This window comes from Dysgonomonas sp. ZJ279 (assembly GCF_011039205.1).
Classification (GTDB): domain Bacteria; phylum Bacteroidota; class Bacteroidia; order Bacteroidales; family Dysgonomonadaceae; genus Dysgonomonas.
The window spans coordinates 168,377-193,556 of sequence record NZ_JAAKEL010000002.1 but is presented as its reverse complement, the minus strand read 5'-3'; the positions used below and the strand labels follow the sequence as shown (position 1 = coordinate 193,556).

Here is a 25,180-nt window from a genome sequence, read left to right as displayed (position 1 = left end):
TTTACCATGAATAATACAGATAAAGTAACATTAAGAGAAAAAGTCGGATATGGCTTGGGTGATGCCGCTTCTTCCATGTTTTGGAAGTTGTTCGGTATGTATCTGATGTTTTTCTATACCGATATATTTGGTATAGATGCCGCCATAGTTGGAACCATGTTTCTGGTAACGCGCATTTGGGATTCACTTTTCGATCCTGTGGTAGGTGTTATTAGTGATCGTACCGAAACTAAATGGGGAAAATTCAGACCTTATTTGTTATGGGTCGCTATCCCTTTTGGCGTATTGGGTGTACTTACATTTACGACGCCCGACCTGTCTGTATCTGGTAAAATTGTATATGCTTATATCACATATTCGTTGATGATGATGATTTACTCACTCATCAATGTTCCGTATGCCTCTTTATTAGGCGTTATGTCGTCCGACCCCAAAGAGCGGACAGCATTATCTTCTTATCGTATGATTTTTGCGTTTGGAGGAAGTATTTTAGCACTGTTGTTGATCGAACCCTTAGTCCAATTTTTCAGTACCCAAGGCGATACTGTCAATTTGACTTTTGGTTGGTCAATGTCGGCGGTTGTATTTGCTGTTATTGCCGTAGGATTCTTTCTGTGTACTTTCCTTTGGACCAAGGAACGGGTTCGTCCGATTAAAGAAACAGGCAATTCACTTAAAGAAGATGTAGGCGATTTATTTAAGAATAAGCCTTGGTGGATATTGCTTGGAGCTGGTATTGCAGCTTTAATTTTCAACTCGATTCGTGATGGTGCGGCAGTCTATTATTTTAAATATTATGCTACTGTTTCTGATACATTCGATTTGGGTATCTTGGGTTCTGCATTATCATTAACGACTCTTTATTTGGTATTAGGGCAAGGTGCAAATATACTGGGAATTCTTTTTGTAACACCTATCTCTAATCGTATAGGAAAAAAGAAAACCTATCTTTTTGCGATGGTCTTCGCTACTATATTCAGTATTCTGTTCTACTTTGTAGAGAAAGACAATATCATTCTTATGCTTGCATTACAAATATTGATTAGTGCTTGCGCAGGAAGTATATTCCCGTTATTATGGTCGATGTATGCTGATATTGCTGACTACTCAGAATGGAAAACGGGGCGTCGAGCTACAGGGTTGATATTCTCGTCATCATCCATGTCTCAAAAATTTGGTTGGTCTATTGGTGGAGCATTAACAGGATGGCTGTTGGCTTATTTCGGTTTTAAGGCAAATGTAGTTCAGTCAGCCGAGGCACAAGAAGGAATACGCATGATGTTGAGTTTCTTGCCTGCAATAGGAACGGTCCTGTCTGTATTATTTATCTCGATGTATCCACTTACTGAAAGTAAACTAGGTGAAATTACGTCAGAATTAGCAACCAAAAGAAATGAGAAACAATGATGGAAGGTTTTCAAAAAGAACTGATAGATAATATATTATCTTTTTGGATAGAGAAGATGAGAGACGAAGTAGGTGGCGGTTTTTATGGTCGTATAGATGGTCATGAGAATCTACATGCAGAAGCTAATAAAGGCGCTATTCTCAATACACGCATATTATGGACATTTTCTGCCGCTTATCGTATTCTTAAGAAAGAAGAATATTTGGAGATGGCTCAACGAGCTTTCGATTATATAAAAGAACATTTTATAGATAAAACCTTCGGAGGTGTTTATTGGGAACTGGATCATAAAGGGAGTCCTGTAAATACAAAAAAACAGGTTTATGCTCAAGGGTTCGCTTTGTACGGATTCTCCGAGTTTTATAGAGCTACGGGTAATACAGAAGCATTTGAATTGGCGAAAGAATTCTTTTTTCTTATCGAAAAATGCTGTGATACCAATCTGGGTGGCTATTTTGAAGCGTATACCCAAGATTGGAAGCCGATAGACGACATGCGATTGAGCGATAAAGATGCGAATGAGAAGAAAACAATGAATACGCATTTACATGTATTAGAACCTTACACCAATCTTTGTCGTGTATGGGACGATTTCCGATTGAAAGATGCTCAACGCAGGTTGATAGATATATTCACAGAGAAAATATTAGATAAAAAATCAAATCACCTCAATCTGTTCTTCGACGAGGAATGGAATGTAAAATCTACGGCAGTTTCTTATGGGCACGACATTGAAGCGTCGTGGCTCTTGTTCGAGGTAGCGGAGGTATTAGGCGATAAAGAATTAATAGAAAAGATAAAAACGTTATCTCTGAAAATAGCAGATGCTGCATCCGAAGGACTGGAAGCCGATGGCAGTATGGTCTACGAAAAAGAAGGTTCTCACACCGATGGTGAACGTCATTGGTGGGTACAAGCTGAGTCTGTAGTAGGGTATATGTACGCATATAAAAATTCAAACGATGTAACCTATCGGGAAAAAGCTGCTAAAGCATGGGAGTACATAAAAAATCAGCTGATTGATTATGAACAGGGCGAGTGGTATTGGAGCCGATTGGCAGATAGCTCACTCAATCGTAAAGATGACAAAGCAGGGTTCTGGAAATGCCCTTATCACAATGGGCGTATGTGTATGGAGATGATCGAACATTTTAATTGTAGATAATAAATCAAATAAAATAACCATGAAAAAAACGTTGATAATAATGGCAACAACCCTAGGTATAGTATCGGTCGCACAAGCCCAAAACAATAAAGATATAGATAAGCAAGCCGCACAAATAGTTTCGCAAATGACACTGGCCGAAAAAATCGGGCAAATGACGCAGGTAAGTATCGATGCAGTATGTAAAGGAGCGGACACACCCCCGACAAGCACATTGCAATTAGACATGGATAAATTGCGTGATGCAGTTCTCAATTATCATGTGGGTTCCATCTTGAATTCACCCAACACACGAGCACGTACCGCTCAGTGGTGGACTGAAATAATTGCTCAAATACAAGAAGTGGCAATGAAGGAAACTCGTGTTAAAGTTCCTATCATTTATGGATTGGATCAGATACATGGAGCGACATATACCGCAGGTTCGACAATGTTCCCTCAGGAGATAACTTTGGCCGCTTCGTGGAATCCTGCCCATGCTCGTAAAATGGGGGAAGTAACGGCTTATGAAACTCGTGCAAGCAATGTTCCATGGAATTTCTCTCCTGTATTGGATTTGGGTATAGACCCACGTTTTCCACGGCAATATGAAGGATTTGGAGAAGATCCTTATATCGGTTCGGTATTCGGATATGAGCTGATAAAAGGATATGAGGGTGATGATAACAACATTGCTAATCCTACCAAATTAGCCGCTTGTATGAAGCATTTCATAGGTTACTCTGCTCCAATAAGTGGAAAAGATCGTACACCGGCATACATCCCTAAATCGGTGCTGTTAGAATATCATGTACCTGCTTTTCAGGCAGCCATTGATGCAGGAGTGCATACTGTAATGATAAACTCAGGTATTATTAATAACGAGCCTGTTCATGCCAGTTACGATTTGCTGACAACATTGCTCAGAGACGAAATGGGCTTCAAAGGAATGATTGTAACTGACTGGGAAGATATCAATAAGCTTTATACCCGAGACAGATTGGCTACCAGCATCAAAGAATCGGTAAAACTTGCTATTAATGCAGGTATAGATATGTCGATGGTTCCTTACGACTATAAAGAATTTTGTACCGTATTGACCGAACTGGTCAATGAAGGAGAAGTTCCGATGTCACGTATAGATGATGCCGCTACACGTATTGTTGTTCTTAAATTGAAACTGGATTTATTTAATACGCCGAATACATACTCGAAAGATTATCCTGAATTCGGTTCACAGGCATTTCGTAAAGCATCGTACGATGCTGCCGCAGATGCAATTACGCTGTTGAAGAATGATAATAATATCCTACCTTTAAAGAAGGGTGCTAAAATATTGGTGACAGGTCCTAATGCTGTAAGCAAACGATCATTAAACGGTGGATGGACATTCTCGTGGCAAGGGGAGAAAATAGATGAATTTGCAAGCGAATATAATAATATTCTGGATGCGATGAAATTGAAATTCGGAAAAGAAAATGTTGCATATATTCCCGGTGTAAGCTATACAGATGCGGTGGAATATGCCACCGAATACAAGAATCAATTTGACGAAGCGATAGCTGCTGCAAAAGACGTAGATTATGTAGTATTATGTTTAGGCGAAAACTCATATTGCGAAAAACCCGGTGATTTGGATGATCTTTATCTCAATGACTTGCAGACCGAACTGGCAAAAGAGATGCTTAAAACCGGCAAAAAAGTAATTCTTGTGTTAAGCGAAGGTCGTCCACGTGTTATATCTAAAATTTCGTCGAAAGTAGACGCTATTGTTCAAACATACCTGCCCGGATTATATGGCGCAGATGCTCTGGCAGATATATTGATAGGTAATGTTAACCCGTCGGGAAAACTGCCTTATACTTATCCGGCATTTCCTAACTCACTAGTTCCTTATTTCCATAAACATTCCGAAGAGCAAAAGAAAAGTGAAGGCGTATACAATTATGAAGGAGACTTTAATCCCGAATTTCATTTTGGATATGGCCTTGGCTATACAACATTCTCTTATTCGAATCTGAAAATAGATAAGAAACAATTGGCTAAAGATTCACAGGAAGATATCACCCTATCCATTGATATTACAAATACAGGAAAAAGAGAAGGTAAAGAAGTTGTACAGCTTTATTCGAGTGATCTTTTTGCTTCATTAATCCCAGATACCAAAAGATTACGCCGATTCGAAAAAATATCGCTGAAAGCGGGAGAGACTAAAACGGTAACTTTCAAAATCAAGTTAAAAGACCTGTCATTTATCAATATGGAAAATAAACGTGTTGTTGAACCCGGCGATTTTGAATTGCAAGTAGGATCGTCTTCAAACGATATAAAAGAGAAAGTTTTATTTACGGTTTTATAAACATATTATAATTCGCCATGAAAAACGTTTGCCTTTTTATACTATTGTTTTGTTTACCTATCTTATCGATCAAGGCTTCTGGTATTGTATTGGTTGACAAACAAGCCACAGCAGAAACATACGCATTGTTTTGTAATCTGAAGAAACTACAAACTGAAGGTAAAGTTGCCTTTGGTCATCAGGATGCTACGCTCTATGGTCGTACGTGGGTAGGCGATAAAGACAGAAGTGATATAAAAGATGTAGTTGGTGATCATCCTGCACTTTTAGGTTTGGATTTCGAAGCTGTAACAAATACCACATCGCCTAATTATCCTGCAATAGAGAATAAGTTAGTCACAGCAGTAAAAGATTTTTATCGTAAGGGAGGCATTATTACTTTTGCATGGCACGCAAGAAATCCGGCAAACGATGGTAGTTTCTATTGGGAAAAAGATCCGATAAAAGTTGTATCCGATATATTACCCGGAGGAAAATATCATGATAAATATAAAGAATATCTGAAAGCCATAGCAGATATATCGTCAAAATTCAAAGGAGATAATGGAGAGCTTATCCCTGTTATTTTCCGTCCATATCACGAATTTGACGGTGATTGGTTCTGGTGGGGAAAGGGGCATTGTACCAAAGATGAATTTGTTTCTTTATGGAAATTTACCGTTGATTATCTGAAGGGCGACCTAAAAGTTCACAATTTTCTATATGCTTTCTCTCCCGACTGCAAGTTTTCCACGGAAGCCGAATTTTTGGATTATTATCCCGGCGACGATTATGTTGATATCGTAGGTATGGATAACTATTGGGATTTCAGACCCGATGGAGCGAATAATCCGGCGTTGGCAGAGGCAAAATTGCAAATAGTATCGGATGTAGCAATCAAAAGGAATAAAATAGCGGCGCTTACCGAAACAGGATTGGAAAGTATACCCGATGCTACATGGTTTACGCAAACACTCTTACCTATTTTGCAACGGGTAAAAGTAGCCTATGCACTGGTATGGCGTAATGCAAGCGATTCGCCGACTCATTATTATGCACCGACAATAGGGCATCCTGCGGCAGACGATTTCAGAAAATTCTATGAAGAACCGAATATCTTATTCCAATCAGAACTTCCGAATATGTATAAATGTAAGTAATAACCTAAAATAAATCCAAATGAAAAAAAGCATAGTATTGATGTTTGTCGTATTTACAAGCCTTCTTTCTTGTAACCCGAAGGCAGAGGATGTGACTCCTCAGAAGTTACCAATAGATAAAGAGGCTACAGCAGGAACAGTAAAACTTTACAATACCCTTTTCGAACGCTTAGATAAAGGTATTATGGTAGCCCATCAGGATGCATTGGCTTACGGGCATTCTTGGTACAAAGAGAATGGCCGTTCGGATGTAAAAGATGTGACAGGAGATTATCCTGCCGTTATAGGTTGGGAATTAGGACATGTAGAAATAGGAGCAGCGTTTAACCTCGATTCTATCTATTTCTCAGATATGAAGCGGTATATAAAAGAAACACATGACAGAGGTGGTATTACAACCGTGAGTTGGCATGGTGATAATATTGTAACAGGTAATACAGCATGGGATTGTGCACAAGATTCGGTTGTGAAATCTATTCTTCCCGGAGGATCGAATCATGTTAAATATATGACATGGTTAGATCGCGTAGGAGATTTTTTCCTTGATCTGAAAGCAAGTGATGGGACACAAATTCCTGTTGTTTTCCGTATGTATCATGAACATACAGGAGCTTGGTTCTGGTGGGGCAGTAAACAATGTACTCCCGATGAATATAAACAACTATGGGTGATGACAGTAAACCATTTGCGAAATAAAAAAAATGTGCATAACTTGCTATACTCTTATTCCCCATCCGAGACAAAAGATGAGGTTGAATATCTGGAGCGTTATCCGGGTGACGACTATGTCGATATCGTGGCATTCGATAGTTATGTACCGGGAAAAACTGCTGAAGATATTCAATACTATAAAGAAGCCTTGGAGCGTAATCTGAATACGGTAACTACTTACGCTGCGAAAGCCGATAAGATTGCAACTATCGGAGAAACAGGGATGGAAAGTATTCCTGATTCTACTTATTTTACACAGGTAGTATATCCGATAATCAGCAAGTATAGAATATCGTGGGTGCTATTCTGGCGTAATGCTTGGGAAAAAGATAAACCGAATCATTTCTATATTCCATTCGAAGGACATCCTGCGGCAAATGATTTCAGAGAATTTGTAGCAAAGCCCAACATTTTGATGAATAATGATATACAAAAATAATAATTGAACATGATGAAGTTTAAAACAGTTATTTTTTCAGCATTTCTACTTTTGGGAATGACAGTAAATGCCCAGAAGAATGTTTCGTTATCTTCTCCTGACGGCAAGTTGAAAACAAATATTGAAGTTGGTGATGCAATCAAATACTCCATTACACACAATGGAGATAAGATTATCGAACCGTCTGCTATCTCGATGACTTTGGTTGGCGGTAAAAGCTTTGGTATTAAATCTAAATTGTCAAAAGTCAGTAATAATTCCAATAAAGGAGTGATACCTTCTCCTTTGTATAAGAAAAGTCAGGTAACAGACAACTATAATGAAGTGACCTTAGCTTTTAAAGAAAACTTTAAACTCGTATTCCGTGCCTACAACGAGGGGGTTGCCTATCGTTTTATTGCAACGGAAAAGGCTCCGTTCGTAGTAGAGAAAGAAGATGCGAATTTTAATTTTGCAGATGATAAAATGGCTTACATCCCTTATGTGAGAGATAGAGGTACTATCGAACAACAATTTTTCAACTCGTTCGAAAATATATATGCAGTTAAAAAGCTTTCCCAATGGGAACCTGATCGATTGGCGTTTTTGCCGATACTTATAGATGCTCCTAATGGAAAAAAAGTATGTATCACCGAAGCCGATCTGATGAGTTATCCGGGTATGTACCTGATCAAAGATAATGCATCGAATGGATTGAATGGAGTTTTCGCTCCTTATCCCAAAAAGATAGAGCAGGGTGGTCATAATATGCTGCAAGGATTGGTGAAATCAAGTGAACCTTATATTGCAAAATGTGAGGCAAATACATCGTTCCCGTGGCGTGTGATTACAGTATCCGAAAAAGATGCCGACTTATTAAATAATGATATGGTTTACAGATTGGCAACACCATCTCAAGTAGCTGACATATCGTGGATAAAACCCGGTAAAGTAGCTTGGGACTGGTGGAACGACTGGAATCTGTTTGATGTTGACTTCAAAGCCGGAATAAATAATGAAACTTATAAGTATTATATTGATTTTGCTTCTAAACATAATATTGAATATGTGATACTCGACGAGGGCTGGGCAGTAAATCTTGAGGCCGACCTATTTAAAGTAATACCCGAAATAGATTTGAAAGAACTTGTTGCATATGCCGATCAGCGCAACGTGAAACTCATTCTTTGGGCTGGTTACCTTGCTTTCGATAAAGATATAGAAGGCATTTGCAAGCATTATTCCGAAATGGGAATAAAAGGCTTTAAGGTAGACTTTATGGATAGAGATGATCAGCCGATGGTTGATTTTCATCGCAGAAGTGCCGAGATTGCAGCGAAGTATCATATAATGCTCGATTTTCATGGAACATATAAGCCGACAGGACTTCACCGCACTTATCCGAATGTAATCAATTACGAAGGTGTAAACGGTTTAGAGCAATTGAAGTGGGCTTCCGATACGCTCGATCAGGTGACTTACGATGTTACAATGCCGTTTATCAGAATGCTTGCGGGTCCTATCGATTATACACAAGGTGCTATGCGCAATGCGTCAAGAGGAAATTTTCGCCCTGTTAATAGCGAAGCTATGAGCCAAGGTACACGCTGTCATCAGTTAGCCGAATATATTATATTCGAGTCGCCGTTGAATATGTTGTGCGATAACCCCTCTAACTATATGAGAGAAAAAGAATGTACAGAATTTATTGCTGTTGTTCCGACAGTTTGGGATAATACTGTCGCTTTGGATAGTGAAATAGGAAAATACGTTTCTATTGCTCGTCAAAAAGGTGATGATTGGTACGTCGGAGTATTGAATAATTGGGATGACAGGACATTGACTCTCGATCTTTCTTTCTTAGATGGAAATGGGTACAAAGCAGAAATATTTAAAGATGGAGTAAATGCCAATCGTGCAGCCAGAGATTATAAGCGTGAAGTGATCGATCTTCCTGCAAACAAAAAACTCGATGTCAAATTGGCCTCGGGAGGAGGGTATGTAGTGAAGATATCTAAATAAGAGTTTTAGTTATAATTATATTAATTGAACCACATTTACTGATATTTTAATTCCAGTAAATGTGGTTTAGTTGTTATATCGTTTTCTACAATTATTTTTATCAAATGCGGTCTCTCTTAAATAAAAACTCTTTATATTCATATCTTGTTATTTCAAAGTGAAACCAGTAAGGTTGATCATTGCCGGACTGAGGATAAATGCTCTAAAAGATTATCAATATGATAAGAAAACTGTTAAGCTACGTTAGTTTGCAAGGCGAAATCGAAGATTATGACGTGATTCATGAGTCGATAAAGAGTGGTATTGTTTTTAAAGGGACTAATCTTTGGATACTTGTATTCGCAATTATTATAGCCTCAGTTGGTCTTAACGTTAATTCTACTGCGGTAATAATTGGCGCGATGCTTATATCTCCCTTAATGGGTCCGATAAACGGAATGGGGTATAGCATTGCTATTTATGATTTTAGTTTATTCAAACAATCGATAAAGAATTTCTTTTTTGCTATTTTGGCAAGTTTAACTGCATCGACCATTTATTTTGCCATAACACCTATGTCTACAGCTCAGTCGGAACTATTGGCGAGAACTACACCTACGATTTACGATGTATTGATTGCCTTATTTGGTGGATTGGCAGGGATAATAGCTATCAGCAGTAAGCAAAAAGGTAATGTTATTCCTGGTGTTGCTATTGCAACGGCACTGATGCCCCCTTTGTGTACTGCGGGATATGGATTGGCAACCGCACAATTTACATTTTTTTATGGTGCATTTTACCTATTTACGATTAATACTGTTTGTATAGCTATATCCTCTGTTGCAGTATCTCAGTTTCTAAAATTTCCTATACGCTCTAATATTACTGATGGGCGGAAAAAAAGAATTAATCAGCTAATATCGGTTGTGTTGGCAATAACTATCTTACCGAGTATTTATCTTGGCTATAAGCTCGTTCAGGACGAAAAATTCAATATAAATGCGACGAAATATGCTGAAAGTATCAGTATATATAAGGGGAACTATTTATTAAGAAATAAGATAAATCCAACTAAAAAAGAAATCACCCTTATTTATGGAGGTACATCGCTTGTTGAAGAGGATAAGGAAATGATTATTGCCAGAGCAAAAGACTTCTCTTTAGATAAAGCAACTATTAATATTCAACAAGGCCTTTCATTTGAAATCGATCGTACTGATAGAGACAAGTCACAATCGGAAGAGAATGTTTTGAAACAAGAAATAAATCGTTTATCTATCACCCTGAAAAATCAGCAACTGAAGGAAGATAGTATCAAGAAGAAGCTCACTATAGGGAGGCAGTTGCTGGTAGAGATAAAACCTCTTTTCCCTCAAATAGAAGGATGTTCGTACTCCGAGGCATTACTGTATGCAAATGATACAGTATCGACACCCGATAAAGTGAACATGATTACTTTTTCGACGGAAAGAGAATTAAGTATAAAAGATCGGGAGAGGATTGAAAATTGGCTTACAAAAAGACTAGGTACTAATCAATTGAAAATATTTTATGAGAAGGTTCATAAATAATTGATGTTTCTGTCGAACACATGTTAAATAGAATAAGGGCATTCAAAAAATGAGTGCCCTTATTTTCCGAATAACTTATGTCTTCGGAGGAGAAAAAGTATCTATTATCATATAACACTACTGCTATTTTAAGTCTACAGATGCAGAATAGGGCCTGTCTTTTGGCAAAACACCCCACGATTTATTTGGTTTATTTTCCATTTTATATTGTATTGTACCTCCATTAGTTAACTCTTCATAGGTCAGCCATGTGCGGGTAAACGGTTTTCCATTTAGGCTGGCAGATTGAATATATCTGTTATCCAATGTGTTTCCTTGGGCATCTATCACCAATGTTTTACCATTCTCAAGATGGATCGTCATTTTAGGGAAAATAGGAGATCCTATCACATATTGATCTGTTCCTGGGCATACCGAATATAATCCCATGGCACTTATAGCGTACCACGATGATGTTTGTCCCTGATCTTCGTCACCGGGATAGCCATTTGGTCCCGAAGCATAAAGTTTGCTCATTACTTCACGAGCCCAATATTGGGTTTTCCAAGGTTCACCGGCATAATTATACAGATAGATCATATGCTGAATAGGTTGATTTCCATGAGCATATTGCCCCATGTTTATCATTTCCATTTCAGCCATCTCGTGAATTACTCGCCCGTATGTTCCCACTTTAAATGTGTTGGGTACGGAGAATACAGAATCGAGTTTGGCGACAAAGTTCTTATCGCCATTCATCAGATTGATCAACCCTTGTACATCGTGGAATACCGACCAATGATAATGCCATGCAGAGCCTTCTGTGTATGGACCACCCCATTCAGTAGGATCGAAATTGCCTACCCATTTGCCATCTTTCTGGCGCCCTTGCATAAAACGGGTCGCAGGATTATATACATTTTTATAATTGTATATCTGACGTTTGAAGATAGTTTCATAGAAATCATTTCCCGATATTTTAGCTACCTGCATAGCGCAGAAATCATCGTAACAGAATTCGAGCGTTTTTGCTACAGCTTCGTGATAATCGGGAGAAGGAATATATCCCATTGTGAAATATTCTTTCCAGCCATCACGACCATTCGATGGTCCATGAGGACCCTTGTTAGTAGCCTCGTGATACATTGCTTCCAATGCTTTCGTCGTATCGAAATTACGCATACCTTTTGCATAAGCATCGGCAATAAGCGAAGCAGCATGATTCCCTACCATTCCGCAACTATGACCGGGGAACGACCACGAAGGCAACCATCCGCTCTGATCGTAAGCATCTAAAAGCGATTGTACATATCGTTCGTGCATTTCGGGATGTAGCAGTATATTCAATGGAAACTGAGCACGGAATGTATCCCAGAATCCGTTGTCGGTGTACATATATCCGTTATGAAGCTTGCCATCATAAGGACTGTAATAAATCGGTTTATCATTCGTATCATATTCAAAAAACTGGCGGGGAAATAACATCGAGCGGAAAAAACAAGAATAGAATGTTGCTTTCTCTTCTTCGGTTCCACCCTCTACCTCTACTTTACCTAATTGCTTATTCCATGCACTTTGGGCTAATTGTTTCGCCTCTTCGAGGCTTTCAAGTCCGGCAAGTTCTTTTTGAAAATTGAGTTCTGCTTGCTCAAGACTGATAAACGATGAAACAACTTTAGCTTCGACGGTTGCTCCTTCTTTGAACTGAATATAAGCTCCTGCATATTCCCCAAAGTAGTCTTTACTATTCTTAGAAATACTGCCTGACTTTCCGTCCCAAGTACCGCAAGATGTAAAAGGCTGATTGAACTTTATCACGAAGTAATTCGCAAAATTTCTGGGTGCCGAATGATTTGCATTCTTACAATAACCAACTATTTTTTGCTCGTCAGGATAGATGCGTACCATGCTACCACCGCTATTTCCGTCTACTACAACATACGAATCTTTTCCCTGTGGAAATGCGAAACGGAAATAAACACCGCGTTCAGTAGGTGACATTTCGGTCGTTATCTGATTGTCGAAAGTAACTTTGTAATAATGGGGTTTTGCAACTTCATTATCATGACTGAAACGTAGCGCACGACTAAATTGATCGACTACTAGCTTACCCGATACAGGCATCAGCGAGAATGCTGCATAGTCGTTCGTCCACGAGCTACACTGATGTGTTTGTCTGAATCCTCTGATCGAGTCTTTGAAGTGCTGATAAATCCATCCGTCACGATTCACTCCTGTTTGTGGTGTCCAGAAATTCATACCCCATGGCATAGCTGTTGTCGGGTATGTGTTTCCTCTGGTCAGTTCAAACTTAGAATTTGTTCCTTGCAGGGTATTTACATAGTTTGCAAAATCCTTTTCAACGGCTTGCAGTTGGCTGCTGCCAATCAATAAGACCAGCAGCAGTTTACTTGTATTTTTTAATATATTGTTCATCACCGATTACCATTTAAGTGAAATATTTGTACCATCAGGGTCGTTTTCGAATGTAAGTAAGCATGTTTTACTTTTTTCGTCCCAAGTCCATTTGGTATCCTTAAGCTCCGTTCCCTGCTTGTCGGTCATTGTACAAGCCGATGGAGCAGAAGGTAATAATATACGCATAACATTAGTTGTATTCAGTGGACTTTTGGAAACAAAAGAGTAATCTTTCTTCCCGACTTTTTCTTCATACACACGGCTTGCAGCGGCTAATACCTGCGGCTTGCTCTTATCGGGTACACGATTGATATTGAAAAGGTATGCCTGCTCGCCGGGTAGTATTATCTTTTCGGTCAATATAGGCAATTGAGGATCGAACAAGTCTATAAACATACCTTTTGCAGTATATGGATTGTTGCTCACACTTTCGTCCATTACCGCAATCAGGTCGTAAGGCCCTCTTTCGAGATAAAGATTATTTTTGAACTCCAATGTGCCGGCTTTGGCTTTTTGCTCATACATACGTTTTACAACATCGACCAGTGCTGCGTCTTTATTCGGTGATAATACAAATTCTTTAGGGTCTTGGCGTAATATATATACCGTTCCTTTTCCATAGGTATATTCACCTTCTTTAGGAGAATTGCTTATGCCCATTTTTTCAAACAGGTGATCGGATGCAACAGCGTATTTCTTATCCTCCGTATTCCACCATTCCTGTACTGTCTGGAATGGATCATTGTCGCGCCCACTATAAACAAGTACACCACCTCCTTTAACCCAGTCGGCCAAATAATCATGCGCATCGGGCGAAAGAGGTTTCATATTAGAGTATGTCATTAATAAGACTTTCGTATCTTTCAATGTTTCGATATAGGATACATTCTCTACATGTACAATCTTCACGGGAATACCTCGTTTGAGGAAAGGCAATGCCTGGCCATAGAAATTAGATAGTTGAGGATCCTCATATCCTTTATGAGTAGGGAATCGCTGAAACATAAGAGAATTACCCATTAAGACACTAATACCTTCCGAACCGCTTACTTTGTTATCGGATAATGGCATATGATTCAGTGTATTAATCATAACCTGCATTTGAGTAGAATAATGGCGAGGTATATTTGCTTTTTCTTCGCTGTTTGCACTCACCCTATACAGACCTTCATAGATGCGATCGGGCCAAGGCATCACTTCATAATCGGCAATCTGAGGATATAATAATTGGGCTGTAAATGTCGCCTGATAATTCTTTTTATAGTCTACCCAATCGCGAGGCCAATCTTCAATAGGATCGGTCAAAAAGAATATCTTGCGTCCCGTAGGGGCTGTCATAGATTCCATTGAACCGTATTCGAGAAATGCTGTTTCAAATACACGTTCTTTTGCTTTTCCGTTGAAATAGGTCGGTTCACGTGAAGTACCTGTCCACACTTGACCAATATATCCATCTACACAAGGTAGGGATGCTAAGCTGGCTTCGGGACTAACTATCTGCCACTGAGAGTAGTTTACTAACGAGTGAGTCGGGATATAGCAGCGAACATCCATTCCTTTGCTTTTTCCGTACTCTTTAGCATAAGTAAATACTTCATTCAATGCATTGTAATACAAATGATATTTTAATTTATTTGCGAGATATGTATTTTCGGGCGATTCATGCTGAGGTCTCCAGTCGAATCCATAAAATTTCTTCCATTCTCTTTTAAATGCTTCGCTATATCCTGCCCTTGCCCAAAACTCGGGCTCTTCCATATATATAGCATCGATACCGGCATCTATTACACGTTTTACGTGTTTCTCTTTCATATATTTCAAGAAATTTTCGGTAGGGACAATGTATGGAACCATGTGTCCATGCCAGATGGTATCACCATCTTGTTCCACCTGTCCTTCATCGAGATGCATTTTACCATCCCATTTTCCGGTAAAATAGTCTTGATATTCGCCCCAGGCTATACCTGTCATGAAGTGTGTTGTATAACCTCTGTCGCGCCAGGATTGTACACGCTGCTCAAAGGTCATATCTTTTCTGTCTCCTGCACCATATACAATGGCGACATCGGCTCTGACATCGGTTACGGGTTTCCACGGACCTGCTGTTTGAAAGGCTGTCTTTTCCAGATTGGTAACATCGACTTTGGCTTCGGGCTTTTGGTTGTTACATCCCGGTAGGATAACCAGCCCAAGAAGTAAGCATGCAATAGTGCAATTAGCTATTTTCTTCATTGATAATAAGATTTTAAGGTTTAAGCGTATCGAACGCCAAGATAATAAAAAAGGCTCCTCCAGTGTTAAGGAGCCTTTCTATTTTAACTAAAACTCACATTTAAGGGATCGGTACAGTCTTGGGTTCGTTATAGTTATAACGTTTCGATCCTTCTACATTATAATCGATACGGGCACCTACTCTTACATAATAAGTCCTCGCTTTAGAAAACTCACCTGTGGTTGTAAGTGTTATTGTTTTTCCAAGAGAATTGTTAGCATCGTCGCCGCTTAATTTTGTTATATAGCGGTTGTCGTAGTTGTTGTCTCCAACGTAAGGGCTCGATGAATTGATGAAAAGAACAATGTCCGATACATTCTGATGATATTTTGCATTTGCAGTCCCTCTGGTTACTTTGACCTGAATGGTAATACTGCCATTCGAGTTAACAACCGGTTCACCAACCCATTCGATATTCAGGAATGGCTCTACTTCAAATTTCAGATCGACAGATCCTTTGATTTCTAACGTGCGACTTTCGTCCAGTATCGTATTACCCTCATCATCTTTTTGCACCAGTGGCACGAAAGCCCCTTGTGGAACAACATTGTAAGTTCCTTTGAAAATTTTCGTATTATTGAAGGTTCCGTCTTGTTTACAATAGAAATAGTAAGGCGTAGGGTTATCACTCCAACTATATTCCATTAGTTTTAGCCTAATACCTGCGTCACTAACTTCTGTTTGCATTGGTTTCATCGTATTCTTGTCGATAACCTCCCCTTTCAATGTTTCTTGCGGTTCGTCATAATTATCGATATCAGTACTACACGAGTAACCGGCGAACAGCAGGATACAACAAGATAAATAATATAGTATTTTTTTCATTTTATTGTGCTTTTTATCTGTTAAACTGCCTATACAAAACATGTCTTGATTGTAAAATGCAGCCATAAATATTTCACTTTACTTAATAGCCAGAATTCTGTACTATATTAGGACTCTTCGTAATTTCACCATCCGATATTTTTTGATAATACCATCTGGAATCCCAGTTATAAACACTATTCAATTCATCGTAACGATCGTCAAAGAACCATTTTCCATTATTTTCTGCATAAAATGACATCAAAATTCGATAGGTAGTTGCGTTTTGTTCCTTGTCGAGCAATCTCCAGCGTTTCAAATCCCACCAGATTTTATTTTCAAATCCGAGTTCTTTTCTTCTTTCTTTGCGCACGATATCAATAGAATTCAATGCAGTTTTACTTGTCAGCATATCGGCTCCGGCTCTTTCTCTTATGTCATTGATACATTTATAAGCATCACCTTGATAATCTGCGTCACCTTTCCCTGCCAGATATAATTCGTAAGCAGCTTCTGCACGGTTTAGTAATATTTCGGCATAACGTAATTCTATCCATGTCTGATCCGATCTGTTTTCTACTACCTGTGCAGCAGGCATAGACGGATTCATCCATTTACGGATCGAGAAGCCGGAAAGTGCTTGCACTGTGTGACTATAAAAGCATCCGCTTCTTCCTGCTGCATTCATTTGTTTGCCGTTCGGCAATGTTCTTACAACTTGTGTTTCGGGAGTCGCAGATGTAACAAGCAGACTCTTGCTCGATGTGTTTTCATAGCGATCTTTTGTTCCGGGAGAAAGCAGAGGAGCTATTCCACCATTTACTTCACCTATATAGATTCCACGCCAGATTTCAACAGTCTGATCTTTGAACACATCGCCCGGAAAGATAACAGTTGCTCTTAAGCGTGGTTCAGCATTGGCAAAGAAATCCATTTGTTTGTCGTACATCTTATATTTGCCATTTGTATCATATACATCGATCTTACCATCTGCTTTTTTAGGCAGACCATCAAACATTTCAACAAACTCGAGTGTCGGATTCACTTCCGATGAATATCCGCCTACCATATATTGATAAGGAATATTGTAAACATCATATCCATGCACCGATTCAGGATAAACATATTGTCTGACAAAAATATTCTCCTGACTTTTGGCAGAGAAAAATAATTCGGTGTAATTCTGATATTGGGCTTCTTTGTCATCAGCTTTCCAGCTATCCTTGTACAAAGAATAATGTCCTTCTACTAATTTAGCTGCATCGTAACTTAATTTAAAATAGTCGGCTGCTTTATCGGCTGGTATACCGCATAAACGGTTGTTGCTCTTATCGAACAGGCTAACCTGATTATATTTTGCAATAGAACCCGCAAAAAGCATTGCTCTCGATTTAAAACCTGCTGCTGCATATTTGTTAGCGCGACCAACCTGATTTGTTTCAGGTAGAATTGAATATGCTTTATCGAAGTCTTCTGCAATCTTATTGTATGTTGCTTCTTCCGAAGAACGAGGAACCTGAAGTTCTTCGATGCTTTGCTCCGGATACTTCAATATATTGTCGACAAGAGGCACTCCGCCATAGCGTTTTGCTAGGGCAAAATAAGTAGCTCCCCTTACAAAATAAGCTTCGCCGGTCCATGTGTTTACTTGATCTTCCGAGAAGTTGGATGCGTATGTAGGTAAGGTTTCGATAAAATAATTGATATCCCGTATCAGCTTGTAAGCATCGCCCCAATAACCCTCTTCGGAACGGGCTGATGTCTGATCACGGCTTAAGGCCTCACCTGTTATTGCGGGGAACGGATTTATTATCCAAAAGTGATTGAATCTCCGTTCGGGGCAATAGCGAAAGTCTTCTATAGGCATCTGTCCATACACACGGGCAAGATAGCTTTTAATACCATTTTCGTTCGCAAAGATATCTTTATCTTGTACAACATTCATAGGTGGAATGTCCAGGTCTGTACAGGCCGGAGCACCACATATTAATGCAAGCAATAAAATAAATTTTGATATTTTCATAATCTTAGATTCATTTAAAATTTAACATTTACACCAACCGAAAACGTTCTGTTAAGTGGATATAAGTTACCATAACTATCGTTAGGATGCTCGGGATCTAATTCTACACTTTTGAGAGTTACTATATTATAACCGTTTACATATACCCGTGCATTTTTAATTCCGGCTTTCATCGTAAGGTTTGTAGGAAGTGTATAGCCTAACTCTAAACTTTTTAAGCGTATATAGCTGGCATTATGCATGTTGAACTTCGAGTTTTCATCAGGATTACTACCTGTATATGCATATTTTCCCGACACCCATGTAGTTGTGTGATCGTATGGATCTGCTTTGGGGTCAGTAGGATGCCATCTGTCCATAAAGAATTCTAATGCATTCGAATTGTCGTTACCCCACATCGGTTCACGCAGTTGCTCTATATATTTAACGCTGGTCATAGCCGAGCCTTGCCATAGCATGTTGAAATCGAATCTTCTCCATGAGGCATCCATAATGAAACTAAAGTTGATAAATGGAGTTTTACTGTCTTCGTAAGCTATTGGCTGAACATCAAGATCGTTTATTCTTCCATCGCCATTCCAATCCAGGTAGATATAGTCGCCCGGTAATGTCCCTCTTCCATAATACACATCACTATTAGCTATTTGCTGGTAAGAGTTGAAACGCCCGCCTTCGTCATATCCCCAATGTATATTTACATAGCGTTCATTGTTATTATTTCTCCAGTTTTCGTAAGAGTTTCCGGCTTTAGCACGTTCATCATGAGTTCTTTTGATGCGGGTAAATGAAAAAATACCTCTTGTCTGATAATTAAAATCGCCAATTTTGTTTTTATGGCTCAACTCTAATTCTATACCTTGTGTGAAATCACCATTTAAGTTCTCTAATGGTAATTCTGCTCCTACTACACTCGGTAAGCTAAGATCTCTTTTTACCAATAAGCCCGTTCTGTTGCGGGTAAAATAGTCGAACGAAATACCTAAAAGACCATTCCATATATCAGCATCGACACCCAGATTTAATGTTTTAGCTATATACCATGTAATATTAGGATTGGTGATACCCTTACTGGCTGCCGAATTTACAAATACTCCGTCGAAGACATATCCTCCCGGTAATTGGTTAGCGTTTCCTGAAGCAGGATATGTGTAACCATTCACAAATTGATACATGGAGGCTGTGTCGTCTCCCATTTTACCGTAAGAACCACGAAGTTTCAGATTGTTTACAATTGCCAGAGGTGAATTTTTCCAGAAATTTTCTTCAGAAATTCTCCAACCTAGAGATGCTGATGGGAAAAATCCCCAACGACGGTCACTAGCGAATACGGAAGAACCATCTTGACGGAAGCTGAATTCTGCAAGGTATTTCGATTCGAAGTCATATCCGACCCTACCGACTATACCTAGATTGGCCGTTTCGTACAAATTTTTGGTTCCAGTAGGATCGTAAGTGGTACTCATACTACCTTGTTGATTCTTACTGTTACCAGCAAATAGCTGATCCAGACCTAATGCCAGTTCGCGTTGAGCAAAAAAGTTATCACCCTTTTTTTTAGAGCCTTCAATCAATGCAAGTGCACTTACGTTATGAGATTTATTGAACGTACGAGCATAATTCAATGATAATTGATACAAGTCGGCTTGCTTGCTAAAATATTCTCGTCTAAATGTACTCGGACTATTACGCCCTTTAGCGTTATACTTATCACTTGCATCATCATATTCATAAAGACTGTGCTCACGTTTATAGAGGCGGTTATCGGCTATCTGATAATCGAAACTATATGTGGCTTTAGCTACTAATCCGTCTATATAAGGCAGATCGTAAGAAGCTGTTACGGATGACTGAAACCATTTGTTGTTTAATTTCTTATAACCAACAACATCGCCATCCATCATCGCTACAGGGTTATCTCCTTCGATAAGTCCGTACATTAAATATTCAGGATTGTTATTCGCATATACAGGTTGTATAGCCGGGGCGCGTTGGAATGCACGAATAATCCAGTCTGAATTTTCGTACGGCTGGTTTTTCTCATCCATTATTCCGGTTATGTTCAAATCGATCTTAAAGCGTTTATTTATTTGAGCAGTAACGTTAGAACGTACATTATATCGTTTATAATCCAAGCTGTTACTCTTTAAAAACGACTCTTGATTCAAATAACCGCCGCTTATAAAAAACTGCACTTGTTCGTTACCCCCTGTTGCACTTAGTGAGTGTTGTGTCAGCGGAGCGACGGTGCGCATACATTCTGCCCACCAATCTGTGCCTATCATTGTTCCGTTGCGATATGCTTCGATTTCGTCCTGAGTATAAGCGCTTGTTCCTCCATTGACATTGTGCATCAGTTTTTCGTTTCTTAAAACCATCCAATCTGCTGCGGTGACACTTCTGGGCGATCCGGTCGGATTCTGCCAGCCGATGTTTCCGGCATATTCAAGATCCATCGATCCTGATTTTCCTTTTTTAGTTGTTATCAGAACAACCCCATTTGCAGCACGCACACCATAAATAGCAGCTGAGGCATCTTTCAGGATGGAGATATTATCAATGTCGTTAGCATCCATGCGTGTAAAATTTTCACGGGGGACTCCATCAATAATAACTAAAGGAGAACCCATACCACGTATGTCGAAAGTGTTATTGAAGGCTCCGGGTTCACTACTTTTTTGTACAACACGCAGCCCCGGTAATTTACCCGTCAACATATTTTGAATATTTTCATTTTTAGTTGTTACTATATCAGCATTGCCGATTGCAACAACAGCCCCCGTAAGGGTTGCTTTCTTTTGGGTACCATATCCAACGACGATTATCTCGTCTAAAGTCCTTGAATCTTCCTGTAATTTGATAGCCAGATTTGCGTTTGAACCGACCCTTATATCTTGTGAATTAAATCCGATATAAGAAACCTGCAGAAGTGCATTGTTATCTTTTACTTCGAGAGTGAATGTTCCATCAACATCTGTCATCGTTCCATTTGTAGTTCCTTTTTCAACAACATTGGCCCCGATAAGTGGTTCTCCATTTTCATCGGTAATCTTGCCTGTGATTTTCTTTTTCTCTTGTTGATTATCGGATACAATAAGAATCTGTTGACCCTGTATTCTGTACGTAGTTCCGGTTCCTTTGAGAATGTCGGTTATTGCATCGGATAGACTTTTATTCTTCACATCAACCGAAATACTCTTTTTTACATCAATGCTGGACTCATTGTATGCTACTGTAAGATTTGTTTGTTTTTCAACCTCTTCGAAGGCAGATAAAATAGTCATCTTTTGTTGAGGCAGGGTTATTTTCTGATTCTGCGCTTTAGCGTTGAAGGTGAATCCGAAAATAAAAACTAAGATAAAGCAGACTTGCTTGAGATAATTCCTGTGTCTGCAAGATGAGTGATTAGTTATTTTCATAAGTTAACTTTTTTCATTTAATACTAGATTAATTAGTGATTATTTCTCATTAGGTTAGCAATGTGATTTCGAACCGAGAAGAAAGCTTAAGAATACTTCTCCGATTCTTTTTTTCATAGTCGTATATTGATTTTAGGTGAATGGTTTCATAATATTGTTGTATCGATTTATGGTATTATTCAGTAAATGAATACTTTCTTTTTATCTTCTATTTTATAGCTGAAATTTGGTATTATCTGTTTCATTATCACGAGAATGTCATTTACATCTTCGCTGTGTATAAATTTGGCTGTGATTTTCTCATTTTGGTATTTGTTCGAATTCAGGTATACGGTAATGCCATATTTCCTTTCGAGTAATTCTGCAATTTGGTTGATAGAAAGGCTTTGGAATATAAGATGACCCTCTCTCCACGCCAGAGCATTTTTGGTATTGATGGTTCTCTTCTCTATTTCCCCCGATATTCTGTCGTATATAATTTGCTCGTTGGGTTGTAGAAACTCAGCACTATTTCTTTCATTGTTAAAGTGTACTGATACCCTGCCTTTTTCGAGGGTGGTCGATGAGAAAGTACTATTAGCATAAGACGATATGCCAAATACAGTACCCAATACTTTTATATCCATGTCCATCGTTTTTACAATGAATGGCATCGTTTCATTTTTTGTTACAGAAAAGCAGGCCTCCCCATTCAGAAATATATTTCGGGTTTTTCCTTCGAATTTTTCGGGATATATAAGTACACTTCCAGAGTTCACCTGAACAGTAGAAGAGTCGGGTAGAACAATTGTTCGTATTTCTCCATGCGGGACGAAACACTCTACAAATTCGATCTCTTTGCTTTCAGAATTGCTTTCAGTTTTAGTATCTTGCTGAATATAGATATATGATATGGCAAATGATAACAGAGGGATTAGTACCACAGCTGCAATTTTGCGTAATGTGCCAAATAGTGAATGTCTTTTTCGAGGGGTTTCTAGTTGCTTTATTCTCTCTTTTACACAGCGGAAAGAGTCTTCGGTCGATGAATCTGCTTTTATGTCCAGATTTTCCCATATTTCAAATAAGGTATTATCTTTTTCTTTCTCTGAGGCACTATCATTGAGCCAATAGAAAAAGTTTTTCTTAACCATATCCGAATAGCTATGATTGAAGAAAAGATTAATAATACGACGTGTTTTCGACATAAGTTTTTCCTGCCTGTTTATGATATGACAGGCAAGTACTATCTTGCACCCAATGGAATTGTGATTTTCTTTACATAAAGAATACCAAGAAGAGAGAAATAGTCTTTCTTATCTCTTTTAAGGCGAGATTCAGGTGGTTTTCTACAGTTTTTTTCGAAAGGTTGAGTTGGTTGGCTATTTCCTCATTCGTTAAGCCATCTACACGGCTCATTTCGTACACTTTTTTGCGCTGAGGAGGCATATTATTCACCGATAGCTGGATAAGAAGATTTATTTCTTTTGCATATAATTCTTCTTCAAAGGGGAGTTCAACATGTTCTATATCTGATATATATTCGGCGTAATTTCTTTCTACTATTTGGCTTTGGCTGTAATTAATAACCGCATTTTTGGCCATGCGGTATATGTAAGAATTAAAGGATTGGATTTTTAATACATCAGCTCTTCCCAACCAGATCTTAGTGAAAATATCTTGGGCGAAATCTTCAGCTAATATATCCGATTTTACGAGGTGTGTAATAAAGTACTTAACTTTTGGAAAATATTTTACGAACAAAGCTTTAAATGCTTCATGATCGTTGGCAGCTAGTCTTTTCAGATATTCCAGTTCCTTGTCCTTTTCCATAGTAAGCCTAAAATTTAGGTGCGTAGCGCAAATTTATCACTTATTCCTTAATAACATTTAATAAAAGATAAAATTCCTTAGAGAATTATCTATGCGTGTTTTTAAGGAGCGATTATCACAGCAAAAGTGTTTTCTCGTATTTCTATGTATTTATTTTCTTAGTATATCGTTTAAAGCATCATCAATGGTTTCAAACTGAAACTTGTAGCCTAATTTTATCAAATGTCGGGGCACAACCCGTTGACTACCTAAAATCAAAACAGAAGCTTCGCCCATCAATAGAGATATAGCAAAGGATGGAATCCTGAAAAAGCAAGGGCGATTTAATTGTTTAGCCAAAACTTTCGAAAATTGTCTATTTGTAACAGGGTTTGGTGATGCTATATTAAAGACACCTTTTGTGTCATTGTGATTTAAAAGAAAGACAATGATATTTGCCATATCCTCTAAATGAACCCATGAGAAATATTGCTTGCCTGTACCCATTACACTCCCAAGTCCCAACCTGAATGGTAAAAGAAGTTTTGGAAGCATTCCTCCGTTTAATGATAAAACAACACTTGTGCGTAATATACAGACTCTGGTCTGCTCACTTTGTGCCGCAAATGCATAATCTTCCCATTTTCTACAAAGATGATATGTAAATTCGTCGTAAGGAACACTATCCTCTGTGATTATATTATCCGACTGAGCACCATAGTAACCAATAGCTGAACCTGAAATGTATACTTCAGGAGGATTTTCACTAACTTTAATCAGTTGGGTTAACTTTTCTGTTATCTTCCAGCGGCTCTTACTCAAACGTTCTTTTTGCTGATCCGTCCAACGTTTTCCGCCAATCGATTCTCCTGCAAGATTTATAATGGCATCGTAGCCATCCAGCGATTGCAGGGTATTTAGGGATGCACAGTATTCTATCTTATCTCCCAGCTTTAATTTTGCCTTTTCTACATCACGGCTAAGAACCGTAATGTCGTGGCCTTGTAAGGCCAAAGTCTCTATCAATCGGCTTCCGACCAAGCCAGTGCCGCCCGTAATAAATATTCGCATAATCTTTATCTTTATATATAATGAACAGTTGAATGTCTTTTAATGTTTTATACCCAAAAGACATAGACTGATGAGAAATATTCTTATAATACTCATTCCAATAATAATCTGCTTTTTAGTGGGTTGTGCTTCCCAAAACTTTCAGGAGGATTCGATGGTTTCGTGGTATCCCTACCTTTGTAAGTCTCCACTAACTCCGCATAATATTGTATTTCCTGTTGCATGGAGTTTGTTATATCTTTTAATGGGTCTTTCTATTGGGCTTTTTGTTATTTCTGATAAGGCACAAAAAAAGTATTTCATACTACTTTTCGCACTGCAATTATTTTTCAATTTCACGTGGAGCATTGCCTTTTTCTATCTGGAAAATCCTCTGTTGGGACTGATCAACATTATTTTACTTGATTTCTTGATTATCTATTATGCCATTAAGATGTATCCCGTGTCGAAGATCAGCTCTATACTCTTTTTCCCTTATATCTTGTGGGTCGGTTTTGCAACTTATCTCAACCTCTATATTTTCTTATATAATTAAGCGGATTAATTTACATCCTTATTGAATGAATTCCTTTTCTTTGCAAAGATGTATTGTAAAGTTATGATATGGAATTGCAAAAACAAGATGTAGTTCGCTTACGAATGTTGAATTTATTAG

At 38.5% G+C, this 25,180-nt stretch carries 16 protein-coding genes; 8 read left to right on the top strand and 8 right to left on the bottom strand.

From position 1 onward, the window contains the following. The first annotated feature begins 6 nt into the window (after positions 1–6). From G7Y57_RS04690 to G7Y57_RS04660, 7 genes are all read left to right on the top strand, one after another. The gene (locus tag G7Y57_RS04690; RefSeq protein WP_165021039.1) at positions 7–1,407 is read left to right on the top strand and encodes an MFS transporter; all 1,401 of its coding nucleotides are present in this window, start codon (positions 7–9) and stop codon (positions 1,405–1,407) included. Further along, on the top strand, positions 1,407–2,573 hold the full coding sequence (locus G7Y57_RS04685) for an AGE family epimerase/isomerase (RefSeq protein WP_165021200.1): 1,167 nt from the start codon (positions 1,407–1,409) through the stop codon (positions 2,571–2,573). The genes G7Y57_RS04690 and G7Y57_RS04685 overlap by 1 nt, the downstream gene beginning before the upstream one ends. 40 nt (positions 2,574–2,613) lie before the next feature. Continuing rightward, on the top strand, positions 2,614–4,911 hold the full coding sequence (locus G7Y57_RS04680; RefSeq protein ID WP_255491339.1) for a glycoside hydrolase family 3 N-terminal domain-containing protein: 2,298 nt from the start codon (positions 2,614–2,616) through the stop codon (positions 4,909–4,911). Positions 4,912–4,928: 17 nt separating this feature from the next. Continuing rightward, positions 4,929–6,050 (top strand): glycoside hydrolase family 26 protein, encoded by a 1,122-nt coding sequence (locus G7Y57_RS04675; RefSeq protein ID WP_165021037.1) that lies wholly within the window; start codon positions 4,929–4,931, stop codon positions 6,048–6,050. 19 nt (positions 6,051–6,069) lie between these two features. Then, positions 6,070–7,200, top strand: coding sequence for a glycoside hydrolase family 26 protein (locus G7Y57_RS04670; protein ID WP_165021036.1), 1,131 nt, complete (start codon positions 6,070–6,072; stop codon positions 7,198–7,200). Positions 7,201–7,209: 9 nt separating this feature from the next. Continuing rightward, positions 7,210–9,201: a glycoside hydrolase family 97 protein gene (locus G7Y57_RS04665; protein WP_410492633.1), complete on the top strand. Its 1,992-nt coding sequence runs from the start codon at positions 7,210–7,212 to the stop codon at positions 9,199–9,201. 218 nt (positions 9,202–9,419) lie between these two features. Next, a complete protein-coding gene (locus G7Y57_RS04660; RefSeq protein WP_185153919.1) occupies positions 9,420–10,751 on the top strand; it encodes a TIGR00341 family protein in 1,332 nt (443 codons plus the stop codon). Positions 10,752–10,874: 123 nt separating this feature from the next. Here G7Y57_RS04660 and G7Y57_RS04655 read toward each other — a convergent pair whose 3' ends face one another. From G7Y57_RS04655 to G7Y57_RS04620, 8 genes are all read right to left on the bottom strand, one after another. Beyond that, the gene (locus tag G7Y57_RS04655) at positions 10,875–13,166 is read right to left on the bottom strand and encodes a GH92 family glycosyl hydrolase (RefSeq protein ID WP_165021035.1); all 2,292 of its coding nucleotides are present in this window, start codon (positions 13,164–13,166) and stop codon (positions 10,875–10,877) included. A gap of 6 nt (positions 13,167–13,172) precedes the next feature. Beyond that, the gene (locus G7Y57_RS04650; protein WP_165021034.1) at positions 13,173–15,380 is read right to left on the bottom strand and encodes a hypothetical protein; all 2,208 of its coding nucleotides are present in this window, start codon (positions 15,378–15,380) and stop codon (positions 13,173–13,175) included. Between the two features lie 100 nt (positions 15,381–15,480). Continuing rightward, positions 15,481–16,245 (bottom strand): DUF3823 domain-containing protein, encoded by a 765-nt coding sequence (locus tag G7Y57_RS04645; RefSeq protein ID WP_165021033.1) that lies wholly within the window; start codon positions 16,243–16,245, stop codon positions 15,481–15,483. A gap of 82 nt (positions 16,246–16,327) precedes the next feature. Continuing rightward, the gene (locus tag G7Y57_RS04640; protein ID WP_165021032.1) at positions 16,328–18,247 is read right to left on the bottom strand and encodes a RagB/SusD family nutrient uptake outer membrane protein; all 1,920 of its coding nucleotides are present in this window, start codon (positions 18,245–18,247) and stop codon (positions 16,328–16,330) included. A 14-nt stretch (positions 18,248–18,261) separates the two neighbouring features. Next, a complete protein-coding gene (locus G7Y57_RS04635; RefSeq protein ID WP_165021031.1) occupies positions 18,262–21,663 on the bottom strand; it encodes a TonB-dependent receptor in 3,402 nt (1,133 codons plus the stop codon). A 179-nt stretch (positions 21,664–21,842) separates the two neighbouring features. Next, the gene (locus tag G7Y57_RS04630) at positions 21,843–22,850 is read right to left on the bottom strand and encodes a FecR family protein (protein WP_165021030.1); all 1,008 of its coding nucleotides are present in this window, start codon (positions 22,848–22,850) and stop codon (positions 21,843–21,845) included. A gap of 70 nt (positions 22,851–22,920) precedes the next feature. Next, positions 22,921–23,475 (bottom strand): RNA polymerase sigma-70 factor, encoded by a 555-nt coding sequence (locus G7Y57_RS04625; protein ID WP_165021029.1) that lies wholly within the window; start codon positions 23,473–23,475, stop codon positions 22,921–22,923. Between the two features lie 150 nt (positions 23,476–23,625). Continuing rightward, the gene (locus tag G7Y57_RS04620; RefSeq protein WP_165021028.1) at positions 23,626–24,525 is read right to left on the bottom strand and encodes a TIGR01777 family oxidoreductase; all 900 of its coding nucleotides are present in this window, start codon (positions 24,523–24,525) and stop codon (positions 23,626–23,628) included. Positions 24,526–24,595: 70 nt separating this feature from the next. On the opposite strand from G7Y57_RS04620, the gene G7Y57_RS04615 reads away from it, so the two are divergent. Then, the gene (locus tag G7Y57_RS04615) at positions 24,596–25,060 is read left to right on the top strand and encodes a TspO/MBR family protein (RefSeq protein WP_165021027.1); all 465 of its coding nucleotides are present in this window, start codon (positions 24,596–24,598) and stop codon (positions 25,058–25,060) included. The last annotated feature ends 120 nt before the right edge of the window (positions 25,061–25,180 follow it).